Consider the following 13316-nt stretch of genomic DNA (forward strand, 5'->3'; position numbering starts at 1 on the left):
CTTCTTCAATACATACCTAAATTTTGCCTATTCTGTCAATTTTTATCAGTTTCTGTCTGGTATATCCTGTATTGTGAGATTTGTCATGCTTTGTAAAATTGTTTCCATCATTTGCTGATAATAATAAAGCCAAATACTGTTTCTGACTTTACAGAACTACCTGCTTCCTGTCATGGCTAGTTTTGAATGTTTCTACTCATAGCATATCTGAGATGGACCCTGATTACTTCATTCTTGATTATAAATTTGTTCGATATTTTATCAAACAAATAAGCAAATTTTTATATTAACTTTAAGTTTTGACAAATTAAATAATATTAAAAACTTATATATGTAAACATTTCCTGCGGAATGTTTCGCAAACAGCTATTAGCAGTCAGCTTTTCCTGCGGAATGCACTCACAAACAGTAATAAAAATGAATAAATCAAATATTTACTGACACTTATAGTAAATTTTAAGCAAATAATTAAAGCCTAATAATTAAGTAGCTCTAGTTGTCAACTAAAGGTAATAAAACCCATAGCTGTTAGCTGACTGCTGACAAATTATTACTTGAAGCTGCTAACTATGACATAATTGAAAGTTATGCAAAAAATTGAACATTTATATTTCAATTGTTAGTGCTAAAGAAAATTTTATCTGTAGATAGTGTATGATTCTGATATAATCAAAATTTGTCCCTATATATAGAGTGCATTATTAAATGAATCCCAGTCCCGAACCACAAATTAATTATTTCCGAGAATGGACTAATAGCTGTGTTGATGACCAATTAATTAAGCTCAATGTTGTCCCTTTAGAAGGACAAGAACCTTATGAATTTTTATTTTATTCTGATGCTATTCCGCGACGCAATGATGGTCGAGTAACGAGCGAAATATTAAGGCGATATGAACATATTGAGGAAGGTGGATGGTGGTGTTCTGGAATTGATTTATTGTCCGGAGAGGAGGACCTTTGGGGTTGTTTTAAGCCTAGTCAACCACGTCATAGTTACGACGAAAAAAAGTTAATTAAATACGAACATCCTCCGAAGACTCCTACGAGTTTATTTGCTCTGAAAATTCCTCTACATTTATGGCAGAAAATAGCTGGTCGTTATCAATTAGAAATTCTTCGGGAAGATATCGATCATAATCAACCAGATTTGGGTTTTTGGCAGTGGTTTATGAAGCATCCTGAGATTCCTTTATGTATTACTGAAGGAGCGAAAAAAGCGGGTGCTTTACTAACAGCATCTTATGTGGCTATTGCTTTACCAGGAGTATTTGGGGGATATCGAGTTTTGAGAGATGAATATGGGAATCGTATTGGCAAAGCAAATTTAATTCCTCAGTTAGAAAAGTTGATTAATAATCATCGAGAAGTTTATATTGTATTTGACCAAGATACTAAACCGAAAACTATTAAAAATGTTAATGCTGCGATTAGAAAAACTGGATATTTACTGGCTAGAAAAGGATGTAATGTTAAAGTAGTTTCCTGGAATCCAGAGTTAGGAAAGGGAGTTGATGATTTAATCGCTAATCAGGGAAAAAATGTTTTTGATGAAGTTTATGAAAAGGCTTTACTTTTAGAACTTTGGAAAGCTAAATCATTTATTCGTCTCACATATCCTGTAAATTTGAGGGTTAATAGTCGTTATCTTTCAGAAGAGAATATTTTTAGTTCTTTAGGCAATAAGAATTTACAGAAGTTAGATAATCTGGATTTAGCTTATAGTACAAATTTTCCAGCCAAACTTGTAGGGATAAAATCTGCTAAAGGAACTGGAAAAACTAAATTATTAGAAAAAATAGTTGCGGAAGCTGTAGCTAGGAATAAAAAAGTTTTAGTTATCGGTCATCGGGTACAGTTAGTACAAGAATTATGTCAACGTTTTGGATTGAAATATATTACAGAAGCCAATTCAGAATCTCCAGATAATTTATTAGGTTTAGGTTTATGTATTGACTCTTTACATCCTAATTCCCAAGCAAATTTTAATCCAGAAACTTGGTCAGATGGAGTAGTAATTATTGATGAAATTGAACAGGTAATTTGGCATGGTTTAAATTCTAATACTTGTCGGCAAAATAGAGTAGAAATTCTCAGATGTTTTAAAACATTAATGCAAAATGTTTTAGGAGGAGTTGGTCAAGTATTTATAGCTGATTCTGACTTAAGCGATATTTCCATAGATTATTTAGCAGCTTTAGCAGGAATAAAAGTAGAACCTTTTATTATTCAAAATGATTGGTTGCCTGGAGAAAAAGAAGCTTGGCAAATTTTTAATTATCCAGAAACAACTCCCAAAAAATTAATAGCAGATTTACACAAACATATTTCTGAAGGTGGCAAACCAATGGTTTGTTTATCGGCGCAAAAATTAACAAGTAAATGGGGAACTCGTGCTTTGGAAGCTTATCTGAAAAAACAGTTTCCCCAGTTCAAAATATTGAGAATAGATTCGGAATCTTTAGCTGAACCAAATCATCCTGCTTATGGTTGTATTAAATCATTAAATCAAGTCTTACCAACATACGATATTGTGTTAGCTTCTCCCTCAATTGAAACTGGAGTTAGTGTCGATATTCAAGGGCATTTTACTTCAGTTTGGGCAATTGCTCAGGGGGTGCAGGGAGCAACTTCTGTTTGTCAATCTTTGGGGAGAGTTCGTGAGAATATTCCGAGATATTTATGGGTAGCAAATTCTGGTTTTAATAAGGTCGGTAATGGTTCGACTTCTATCACTTCTTTGCTCAATTCTGAAGAACGTTTGACTCAACTAAATATTAGATTATTACAACAATCTGATTTTGATAGTTTGGACGATTTAGAAGTAAATTTTCAACCAGAATCTTTTTTGTGTTGGGCAAAAATGGCGGTACGTTTTAATGCGGGAATGAATAAATATCGAGAATCTGTTTTAGAATTTTTACAAAAAGAAGGGCATCAGATTAAAGAAATTTCTACAGAAGTTTTATCCGATAATTCAGAAGCAGAAAAATCATCGGAAACTCCGATAGAAGTTAATAATTTCCAGGAAGTTATAGACACCGTAATTAAACAAAATTATCAGAGAGAATGTGAGGCGATCGCTACGGCGAAAAATATTAGTTTATCTGAGTATGAGAAACTCAAAAAAAGATTATCAAAACCAATTCAAAAACAACGGGAACAACGGAAATTTCAATTAATGTTACGTTATAATATTCCTATAACTACTGAATTAGTTGAAAAAGATGATGAAGGTTGGTACGAACAGTTAGAATTACATTATTTTCTGACAGTAGGACGACCATATTTAGGAGCGCGAGATAAGGAAGTTGCCAAAAAATTGTTGGATTTAGGTAAAGGTAATATTTTTATTCCTGATTTTAATGATTGTTTATTAGGGGCAATTATTGGGGTAATGGAATTATTAAAAATCCCCTCGTTATTGAAGGATAAAAACCGGGAGTTGAAAAATATAGATCCAGATTTACAGTTGTTAGGAAAAACAGCTTTGGCAAATAGAAATGAAATTAAAACTATATTAGGAATAGGGTTAGCTGCTAGTTCGAGTCCGATTATAATTGTGCGACGTTTTTTAGAGAAAATTGGTTATAGTTTAGAATTTTTACGAACAGAAACTCATCAGAAAAAACGATTGAGAATTTATCGGATTGTTAATGCTGATGATGGTAGATTTGAAATATTTCAGCAATGGTTAAGTGGGGGGAAATTAGAGTCCAGTAGGGTGTGTTAGGCGCTAGCCGTAACGCACCGCTATTAAATTAATTGAAAAGTCATATAAGGAATTAATAATCGAGTAATCTGTAGGGTAGTTTAAGCATTCCTAAAAGATGGTGCGTTACGCTCCGCTAACACACCCTACTAGCTATAACTTTTGGAATTGATTCGCTTTAATTTTATATTTTTCATGGCTGACTCAGGGTATGCTATCCTTATTTTATAACTAGATGAAAGTTAAGAGCAAATTCTAAATATATATTAGCAGAGGTAAAATCAATGACAACTAATATAGACATTATAAAAAATACAAGAATAGACATCATAAAAGATACAAGAGCTAATTGTTATTCTGCAATGGTTCAATTGAATGTAGCAGAATATTTAAAAATGGTAGAAAAAGTATTTAAAAAGAAAGGAGGTTTAGAAGGACAAAGAGACACTTTAAAAACAAGAACAGCTATTAGGACTCGCCAGAGAATGATTGATGATTTGAAAAAAGGAGCTATACTACCGCCAATAGTTCTAGGAGTTATTACTTCAGAAGAAGAGTTATCTACTATTGATAGATTAGATAGAAATGAATTACTAAATGTCATCAATAATCCTGAAAATAGCATATCTATCATTGATGGAATGCAAAGAACAACTGCTTTATATGAAGCTAAACAAGATACTAATATTAGCGATAATAAAGTTCGGGTAGAATTTTGGATAGCATCTCAAGTAAATAGCTTAATCTATCGAATGTTAGTATTAAATACAGGGCAAATTCCTTGGAACTTGAAAAGACAAATTGAAACTGTTTTTCAAGCAAATTTGAAGGAACTAAAAGCAAAATTTCCAGATATAGATATTATCAAAGTTGATGACCAAGGAAAACGTAGAAATCCTCGTCAATATCATGCTAATAAAGTTATTGAGCTATTTCTAGTATTCGGTGCTAGAAAGGAAAAAGTTGACCTACAAGAGACATTAGCTGAAGAGTTTACTAAACAAGACTTTATAGAGTCAGTAGCTAATCCTGATTTTACAAATATATTCTATGAAGTAATGGGATATCTAGCTGACTTCGATCTAGCTATATCTGCGTATAAAAATACAAATGAAGAGGGAGATTTTAAAGAAGGTAAAGACTTATTTAGTAGTCATTCAGCTTGTATTGGTTTTGTAACTTCTATTGCTATATATGTAAAAGGTAGACCTGGTAATGATTATGATTTAGAAAAACAAAATACAAGATGGAATAAAATAAAAAATAATGCTCATCAACTTTTAGAAAAACTAAAAAAAATGGAACCTATTGAAATAGCTGATTTTTTAGATTTTTCAACTCTTAATGAACTGATTAGCAGAAAAATAGGTAAACCTCATAATTTTGAAAGAGAGTTTTTTTTAAAGGCTTTTAAATTATTGATAGAGGATAATTTTAGTGTTGAAACAATGACAGAATGTTGGAGAGCTTACGACTAATACCAATATGTCTAGAAATATGATCGAAGCCAATAAATATATATTCAATCAATTAGCTAATTTTGTTGAAGAAAGCAAAATTGATGATACTTTTGATAGACAAAAAAAACGCTATATCGAAACTAATGATGAAGACAAGGAGTGGTTAAAAAAATTAAAAATAACCAACAAAAAATATCCAATTTTACCAAATTTTCAAACAGCATCTTTTCAATATGGAGGTAATGATTATTTTGTAGCTATTGGTGTAAAGGAGAATTTAGAAATCAATCAAGAAGAATTTATTCAACCTCTAGAATTGAATCCAGGTATATTTACGGCTTTATTATTTGAACTGAAAATATCGGTCGATCAAAAAGCTAATCCTCTTGAAATTACAAATGATTTTTTTAATGAAGGTGGATATAATTTCCATCAAGTAAAAGATTTTTTTGAACCAATCTTTGTTTATAAAATTCCTAAAAATTCTCCTTTTTTAAGTTTAGATAACATAAATATTGCCAGAATTTCTGGTTTCTATGCTGTTAAAAGCAGCCAAGTAATATCATTAAAATTTTTACCAAATACTCTAAATGAATTTGAAAAGCTATTCATTGAAGGTTCAAATAATATCCCCTATGAAAGTTTACTATTTAGCTTAGTTTCTGTTTCCTGGAAATATTCATTTCTTGATATTTACAGATGTATTGAAAGATTATTTCCTATATCAGCATTAGAAGACTTACACAAAAAATTGAAGATTGAATACTCTCTCCTAAACTTTGCTGATGATATTGAGTCTTCTATTGGTTGGAGACCAAAAGAAAATGAAGCATTGAATAAACTGATTAATAATAATAGTTCTCTTGAAATAGCACGTCAGATACTTCGCGAAGTCAAAGATAATATTGAAGGTACAGAAAAGGGAAAACTTGGAGATTTTGTCTATGGCATTCGTAATTCAATAGTGCATTTTAGACCTGCCACAAAGCAAAATAAATTAGATGATAATAATTGGGATATGTTAATCTATTCATCTTTGCTAATTATTGAATATTGGTATGAAAAATATGAACCACAATTTACAGATAGTAATTTTAATGATAATGAGACTTAATTTTGTAAGCATTCAGCTATTAAATGAACCTGAATGCTTACTTGATTTTAATACTAAAAAGCACCAAAAATTACCTTTTCCATAACACCTTAAAACCATGCAAATTCAACAAAAAAAAACTACACTTCCATCGAATATCTAAACCTTAAAACTAACTCACAAGAACGACACGAATACATTAATGGTGAAATTATTCATATAACTTCTGGAACTCCAAATCATAATCAAATTGCCCTTAACTTCAGCGCATCTTTAAATTTTTCCCTTAAACGTCAACCCTATCGAGTTTTTGTTTTAGACCAACGACTTTGGATTCTGAAAAAACGCATTTATACTTATCCTGATGTTATGGTAACTCCAGGAAATTTACAACTACAACAAGGAAGAAAAGACACCATTACCAACCCTATAATAATTGCTGAAGTTTTGTCAAATTCAACTAGAAATTATGACAAAGATGAAAAATTTTCAGCTTATCGAACTATTCCTACATTTCAAGAATATCTACTCATAGACCAATACACAATTCCAGTCGAACAATATCACAAAACTGCTCAAAAAAAGTGGATTTTTTCAGAATATAACGAACTCGAAGAAACTATCTCTCTCAACTCAATTGATTTTCAAATAACCTTGGCAGATATTTACGATCAAGTTGAATTTGAAATAATAGAAAACAGCGATAATTAGAAATATTGAAGTTTACATAGCAATTCTAAATTATTCGTGAAAAAAATTGTAGATATTTGGTCTTTAAATTTCACGAAATGTCTATTTGATATGTGATTTAATTTTAGCATAAATATTGATAATTAGAGATATTTTTAATTATTAATTATTCATTATAAATTACCAATTATTCCTACTATCCTTTTCTAACTTGTTCTGGTACCCCCACTGGAGATAAACCAGCGATCGCTTTTAAATTTTGAGACCTAATTAACTCAGTAAAATTAAAATTATTACGCCCTTCTATTTTAACTATATTTTCAATTCCTTGTAATAAATGATTAGCTGCTGCTGGTGCTTCATAACCTCTTCTAGTTGCGATTCTAATTGCCATTTCATCTGCTGCTAATTCTGTTTTTGTACTATGATTATTCTGCCACATTCTGGTCAAAGCAATTACACTTAAACCGCTACCCACTAAAATTCCAACTACATCATTTTCAGCTAATTGGGAAATTATCCCTATTAACCCAACTGCTAAAATACCTTGATTTATATTTGGTTTAAACCATTGAATTTCAGATAACCAACTCACAGTTCTTAATAAGATTAAATCTCGTTGTGCTTTGGGTAAATTCATCCATAAATCAAAATTGAGATAGATAACACGATTATTTTTCCATGGTACAGGAAAAGTTGTTTTAATAATTGTCGGTTGTTCTGGTTTTCCAACTATTTTGATTGTCATGCGCCCAGAAGCAGGCATAATATCAAATAAACGGCTAGTTTCAGAAAGTTCAGGATTCATATTTTTAACTGCCTCAATTTATTATAAGTAGTCGTGAAAAATCAATTTTATAATTGAAAGAGGGAAAAGGGAACAGGGAAAAGGGAGTCAACAAAATATGTAATTAATTTTGCATAAGCACTTAGTAATAATATAGAACTAATTTAGGGTTTATGGAAAAATAGATTTGGTGATCAAGCAATAAAGAAGAAAAATAAATCTATTTCAGTAACTTGATAAACTCTATAGATAGCTACTTTTTAATAACCAAAAATTTTGAATATATCTGCTCCTTCTTTTTGAATAAAGTTAATTTCTTCCTGTTGCAAAACCTGACGATAACGCCCCACACTAGCGGCAGATATTCCTTTGCCATAAAGTTCTGAATACCAAGGTTTTTCTGCATCACTTAACTGACTATAATTAATTTTAATTCGCTGCCATTTATCATCTTTTATAGAGCTACTTAAATTTAAACCAGTAAAATCTTGAAGTTGTCGAATTGCTTTTTCAGGATTAAGTACCAAATGTTCATATTTTATATAAGCAACTTTAGTTTGAAAACCTACTAATTTACAGTTCCAGGAAGAGGCATAAGCACGGCGATAAAATTCTAGAAACTCTGATAATTTTCTTTCTGTAAACATTGGTGTTAAATGTCTTGTTTCACCCAGAGTTGCCATTTTATTTCCTACATTAATTAAAGAAGCAATAGTATCTCGGGGGTCTCTAATAATCAATATAAATTTTACATCTTCTACTAACTCATAAATTTCTGGAAATAATTCTCCGATGAGAGGGTATCTAAGGACAATGTGAGTAGCATCAGTATAACGGTTCTGAATATGTTTTAAAAATTTATTGACTAATTCAGAGCTAAAATTTCTGAGTTCTGTTAGATTGGAAAAATAATATTTAGTCTGACTTTCAAAATCTATTTTACCTGTACTATAAGCATTAACTAAATGATACAGATAACCTATTTCTCCAATTAATGGATTAACTTTGCTATCAGAGCAAATAATATTTTGTAATAAAGTAGTTCCAGAGCGAGGACATCCACCAATAAAAAAGTAAGTCATTTCAGTTATCAGTTATCAGTTATCAGTTGTTAGTTAATTGACAAGTTAATGCACAATTAATTTTACTTCAGCATTACTACTTTGGAATAAAGAATGGTAAGCATTTCCTCCGGAATGCTGCGCAAACAGCCGTCAGCTATAAGCTAGCTTCCTCGGTCGTAACTGGGAAATTCAGCTATTAGTTTTTTATTTCTAGTAAAAGCTTTATGATTTAGAAATTTTATTTGACTACAAAATCCTGTTTTTAAGTCTATATTCGTTTAAATTTACTCCTTAAGGTTGAGCTTTTTATTGCTAATAGCTGAATTATTACAAAAAATGTTGCCAAAAGGTATATCTTGAGGGAGTATGCTTAAAAATTCAAAATATCTGCTCAAGTTAATTTTAGATAGCTACCTCTATCATTTTCCTTTCCAAATTTACCAATAGATAATTGATGATTTATCAATTCAGTTTAAAGTCTCTCTTTTTAAGGATAAAAAAGAAATCAGATTTTTCAACTTGGTTTAAACTGAGATAATTGAACCAGATGTAATTATCAATTATCCATTAATGAATCCTTCTTCCTTACTTCAATTAACTTTTCTCCTAATTTAATTCCTTCAGCTTTAGTAAAAATTTTCTCTTCAGCTCGTGCTATTGAAATTTCTGTTAAAAGCTGACCAACTATCGGACCTTTAGGTAATTTTAAAGCTGTAATTAAATCATTTCCGTTCAATAAAGGTATGGGATGAGCAACTGGATCCTCTAGATTAATATAACGTTTAATTAAATAATTAACTTCCTCTATAGATATTCCTTTTGCTACTGCTACAACTGCTAAAGCTGGAAAATTTTTTCCTATTTCTTGAAAGCAAAAATATTGCTGTCTAACAGACATTTTAGAAACTTCTATTTCTGACAGTTTTGCTAAACCTTTAATAACTGCAATTGTACTTCTAATTTCGGCATTGCTATATTTTAGCCGCATCAATTCTCTTTCCGCTTTTTCAGGATTAGAATCAACTAATATTGCTAACTTAGCGATCGCTAATAAAGATAAAGAAGTTTTGACTGTACCCCTGACTCCAGTTCCTAACTCTACTTCTAAATTAGACCAATTTTCTTTTAAATTCTTCACTGCTATCTCTATCTTTTTTCCTATTTCCAAATTGTTTTTAGCAGTGGGAAAATAATCTGAGAGTAAACCATTATTCCAAGCTTTTTCTATCCAAACCATTCCATCAGAATGACTCAATAAATAACCTAATTCTGTCTGCACTCTTTCTGCTGCAACTTGAGAAATAAAAGGTGCAAATTCTCCAATAGTTTTTTCAGTTTCTGGGCAAATAACAAAACCTAATTGTGCTGCTTGACGATATGCGCGTAATAGTCGAAGAGGATCATCTTTAAGGTTCTCAGATTTTACCATTCTGATCATACCATTTTGCAAATCTTTTAGAGCATTAAATAAATCTATTAATTCATCAGTAAAAGGATTATAAACAATAGCATTAATCGTAAAATCTCGTCGCCATAAATCTGACTCCAAACTATCACCTTCTATCTCTGCAAAATCAACTGTCATTTCTTTAAATACTACCCTAGCGATTTTTCGTTCCGCATCCAAAACCACAAATCCCGCTTGATATTTCTTGGCAATATTTCGAGCAATACTAACTGCTTGCTCAAAAACAATAAAATCTAAATCCAAATATTCGCTCTTCCGTTTTAGCAAGGCATCTCGCACCGAACCACCCACTAAATAAACAGGTTGGGGCAGCATTTTTCCATCAAACGGCCAAGTTTCCGGTGATAAAATAGAAAGGTAATTTATCGACATTGCCATATCAGTTATCAGTTATTATGTAAGCAAACAGCTATTAGCACCTCAGCTATCAGCAATTAGTAATGAATAATTATTTTTGAGCTTTGGGAAGGGAACTTCGACAGTAACTTTTTATTTTTTCTCAATTTCAAGAGTTGTTTTACCTTCTCCACAATTAATACTCAATATACGAAGTTCCGACCCAGGGGACTAGCTAAAAGCTGACTGCTGAATGCTCATATATAATGTATAATCAAAGTGGATAGTGAATAATCAAAACTATCTCTGATTATCAATTATCCATTATCCATTATTCATTATTCATTATTCATTATTCATTATGTGTATTTGTGTTAACTGTCATTATGTAGATCGGTGTATAACTTATCATGCTGTAGAAAGTCAGCACGAACAACCTCATTTAACAGAAAATCCAGATTTTGAGGCGGTTGAACCTACTATTAATGTCAATATTCGTCCTCAACAAGAGGAAATAGAGATGGAGTGGGATGTTGTGGGTTGTGAAAGTTTTCTAGAAGAAATTGGTAAATGGGCAAAATTAAGACCAGGTGAACTTATCCCTACTTGAATTAAATTTTGGTGATTTTGGCTATAATTTTACAGTCTAAAAACCAGGTTTGTGTTAGATGTCTTACTATACTAAACTAATATTTATTTGTCTTCCATAAACCCGGTTTTTTATGCCCTAAATATGGTATATTTAGCTGTATCTATAGCTATCCTAATTTTGTTTGTGTATAAAAATTTTACCACTTTTAGGGAATAGCAGAAGTTCCCGTTTTTTCTTTACTTTTTGATTTGTTACAACTTATTTAGGATGGCTATATAAATTCACCTATATTTATTCTTCCTTCTGCCTTCTTCCTTTTTCTTTCTGCCTTCAAACAAATGACAAATATAGAAAAAAAATATGGTTTAGCAATTCATACTACCAGTCCAGAGTTAGGTTTAGCTATTAGTAATTTTGGTGAAAATACTCGCTCTAAAACTTGGAACTTAGGGCGAGACCTATCAACTTGTCTACATCAAAAATTACAAGACTTTATGCCACCTCAAACCTGGCAAGAATTAAGCTTTATTGCTATTGCCAAAGGTCCGGGAAGTTTTACAGGTACTCGTATTGGAGTAGTCACAGCTAGAACTTTAGCCCAACAATTAAATATTCCACTATTTGCAATTTCAACCTTGGCAATTATAGCTTGGTCATACAAACAGAAAAGTAAAATTTTATCCCTAGAAATGTCTGCTCAAAGAAACCAGTTATTTACAGCTATTTATCAGGTAAAAGAAATGGGTATAAATTCTCTTTTAGAAGATAAATTAATGAATCCCATAGAATGGGAAAAAATCTTAAAAAACTGGGAAACTTCTTATCAGTTAATTCAGGTGGAAAACAGTTTAGGAAAATCTGTTGTTAGTCTATTAGAATTAGCTAATTTAGAATGGCAAAAAGGAAACAGACCTCATTGGTCAGAAGCATTACCTTTTTATGGACAACACCCTGTTAATAATTAGGAGTTGCTGATTTATCGGGAACCGTAAAAGTCTTTTTTAAGGAGTAGGGGAGTAGAGGAGTAGAGGAGCAGGAAAGTAATTTTTTTTGCTCAACGATGCGCCTAGAATGGTAACTTGAGGGGCATTAAAAGCTGATTTTTCGGTTCCCGAAAAACAGGTACTTTTTCCTGACCTAAAAAGCCTAAAAATTATTAGTATGTAAATACTTTTAGTTTTCCATACCCAAGCCATAATTAATAATTAATAATTACCTCTTCTTATAAAGAAGAGGATTGACAAAAATGATTTGTGAGAAAAAATGTAGGGTTTTGGTCTCCAAACCCCGTTAGATAAAATCTGACAACCTATTACAGTTACTAAACCCCTTACTTAAAAATCTTTAAATTTTCCAAATTGTTTAAATTACCCTAATCTTTTTTCTTCCAAGAGTAACTAAATTTTTTACCTTGTTGATTTGTCTCTATTTCTATTTCATATTTTTCTTTCACCTCCATTTTTTCTTGCCAATTATTCAATTGGTCAAAAAGCTTTTTGTTTATCTTAAATACTGGTTTTTCTGACATTTTTTTGCCTCCTTTTGAACAAAAAACAAAGCTAGATATAAAGTAAGCATTCCGTAGGAAATGCTTACCTATAAAGTATTCTTCCAAAGAAATAATATTATTGCCACCAAAGCACCTATAAGTAGAACCATAGTAGTTAAAGAACTAATACCAAACCCAACAACTCGTTTCTCTGCTGCCTGATAATAACCCCAAGCAAATAAGATACGCCCCACTACCCAAATAGCCCCAATAATAGCACCCCATAATGCACTGACAAACAGAGAAAAAAGCCACAAAGAAGGTAAAAATAAAATTAATTGTTCTACAGTATTTTGTTGTACCCTTACTACCCGCTCAAAATTTTCGTCTCCAGACATTTGAGGAGGCATAATTTTGTATTTAGCTCTAGCTCTACCAACATTAAGAGTTACCACAAAGTACATTAATAAACTGGCAACTGTTACTAAACTCGGCCATATAATTTTTTCTGTTTCTAACATAGCGATCGCTTTGAGATGAGAATTGATTTGAGTAAATATTTATCTAAAAAGTATACAGCAATTTTCAGAGCAATTAACTACATAAAAAATAAAAAGACAAACCTT

General features: G+C 31.3%; 11 protein-coding genes. 6 read left to right on the top strand and 5 right to left on the bottom strand.

Translation table 11 applies throughout. From position 1 onward, the window contains the following. Positions 1-705 precede the first annotated feature (705 nt). From VKJ25_RS16630 to VKJ25_RS16645, 4 genes are all read left to right on the top strand, one after another. Complete coding sequence (locus VKJ25_RS16630; RefSeq protein WP_324237755.1) at positions 706-3732, top strand: plasmid replication protein, CyRepA1 family; 3027 nt, start codon at positions 706-708, stop codon at positions 3730-3732. 263 nt (positions 3733-3995) lie between these two features. Next, complete coding sequence (locus VKJ25_RS16635) at positions 3996-5189, top strand: hypothetical protein (protein ID WP_324237756.1); 1194 nt, start codon at positions 3996-3998, stop codon at positions 5187-5189. Between the two features lie 7 nt (positions 5190-5196). Continuing rightward, on the top strand, positions 5197-6285 hold the full coding sequence (locus VKJ25_RS16640) for a hypothetical protein (RefSeq protein ID WP_324237757.1): 1089 nt from the start codon (positions 5197-5199) through the stop codon (positions 6283-6285). Positions 6286-6414: 129 nt separating this feature from the next. Then, positions 6415-6975 carry a Uma2 family endonuclease gene (locus VKJ25_RS16645; protein WP_324237777.1) on the top strand — a complete coding sequence of 187 codons (561 nt, stop codon included), beginning with the start codon at positions 6415-6417 and terminating at the stop codon, positions 6973-6975. Between the two features lie 175 nt (positions 6976-7150). Here VKJ25_RS16645 and VKJ25_RS16650 read toward each other — a convergent pair whose 3' ends face one another. The 3 genes from VKJ25_RS16650 to VKJ25_RS16660 form a co-directional block, all read right to left on the bottom strand. Then, positions 7151-7762 carry a DUF3318 domain-containing protein gene (locus VKJ25_RS16650; protein WP_324237758.1) on the bottom strand — a complete coding sequence of 204 codons (612 nt, stop codon included), beginning with the start codon at positions 7760-7762 and terminating at the stop codon, positions 7151-7153. A gap of 239 nt (positions 7763-8001) precedes the next feature. Beyond that, positions 8002-8823, bottom strand: coding sequence for a sulfotransferase family protein (locus VKJ25_RS16655; RefSeq protein ID WP_324237759.1), 822 nt, complete (start codon positions 8821-8823; stop codon positions 8002-8004). A 538-nt stretch (positions 8824-9361) separates the two neighbouring features. Then, positions 9362-10651, bottom strand: coding sequence for a tRNA nucleotidyltransferase/poly(A) polymerase-related protein (locus VKJ25_RS16660; RefSeq protein WP_324237760.1), 1290 nt, complete (start codon positions 10649-10651; stop codon positions 9362-9364). Between the two features lie 319 nt (positions 10652-10970). Between VKJ25_RS16660 and VKJ25_RS16665 the strand changes: the two genes are divergently transcribed. Both VKJ25_RS16665 and tsaB read left to right on the top strand, forming a co-directional pair. Then, the gene (locus VKJ25_RS16665; protein ID WP_324237761.1) at positions 10971-11219 is read left to right on the top strand and encodes a Ycf34 family protein; all 249 of its coding nucleotides are present in this window, start codon (positions 10971-10973) and stop codon (positions 11217-11219) included. 320 nt (positions 11220-11539) lie between these two features. Continuing rightward, the gene (tsaB, locus tag VKJ25_RS16670) at positions 11540-12166 is read left to right on the top strand and encodes a tRNA (adenosine(37)-N6)-threonylcarbamoyltransferase complex dimerization subunit type 1 TsaB (RefSeq protein WP_324237762.1); all 627 of its coding nucleotides are present in this window, start codon (positions 11540-11542) and stop codon (positions 12164-12166) included. Between the two features lie 407 nt (positions 12167-12573). Here tsaB and VKJ25_RS16675 read toward each other — a convergent pair whose 3' ends face one another. Next, positions 12574-12729 carry a hypothetical protein gene (locus VKJ25_RS16675; RefSeq protein ID WP_324237763.1) on the bottom strand — a complete coding sequence of 52 codons (156 nt, stop codon included), beginning with the start codon at positions 12727-12729 and terminating at the stop codon, positions 12574-12576. 68 nt (positions 12730-12797) lie between these two features. Then, positions 12798-13211 (bottom strand): MAPEG family protein, encoded by a 414-nt coding sequence (locus VKJ25_RS16680; protein ID WP_324237764.1) that lies wholly within the window; start codon positions 13209-13211, stop codon positions 12798-12800. Positions 13212-13316 lie beyond the last annotated feature (105 nt).

The organism is Okeania sp. (assembly GCF_035285525.1).
Taxonomy (GTDB): Bacteria; Cyanobacteriota; Cyanobacteriia; order Cyanobacteriales; family Microcoleaceae; genus Trichodesmium.

Excerpts from the sequence above, each read along its gene's own strand:
- VKJ25_RS16630 (WP_324237755.1), top strand. The coding sequence starts at position 706 with ATGAATCCCAGTCCCGAACCACAAATTAATTATTTCCGAGAATGGACT.
- VKJ25_RS16635 (WP_324237756.1), top strand. The coding sequence starts at position 3,996 with ATGACAACTAATATAGACATTATAAAAAATACAAGAATAGACATCATA.
- VKJ25_RS16640 (WP_324237757.1), top strand. The coding sequence starts at position 5,197 with ATGTCTAGAAATATGATCGAAGCCAATAAATATATATTCAATCAATTA.
- VKJ25_RS16650 (WP_324237758.1), bottom strand. The coding sequence starts at position 7,762 with ATGAATCCTGAACTTTCTGAAACTAGCCGTTTATTTGATATTATGCCT.
- VKJ25_RS16655 (WP_324237759.1), bottom strand. The coding sequence starts at position 8,823 with ATGACTTACTTTTTTATTGGTGGATGTCCTCGCTCTGGAACTACTTTA.
- VKJ25_RS16660 (WP_324237760.1), bottom strand. The coding sequence starts at position 10,651 with ATGGCAATGTCGATAAATTACCTTTCTATTTTATCACCGGAAACTTGG.
- VKJ25_RS16665 (WP_324237761.1), top strand. The coding sequence starts at position 10,971 with ATGTGTATTTGTGTTAACTGTCATTATGTAGATCGGTGTATAACTTAT.
- tsaB (WP_324237762.1), top strand. The coding sequence starts at position 11,540 with ATGACAAATATAGAAAAAAAATATGGTTTAGCAATTCATACTACCAGT.
- VKJ25_RS16675 (WP_324237763.1), bottom strand. The coding sequence starts at position 12,729 with ATGTCAGAAAAACCAGTATTTAAGATAAACAAAAAGCTTTTTGACCAA.
- VKJ25_RS16680 (WP_324237764.1), bottom strand. The coding sequence starts at position 13,211 with ATGTTAGAAACAGAAAAAATTATATGGCCGAGTTTAGTAACAGTTGCC.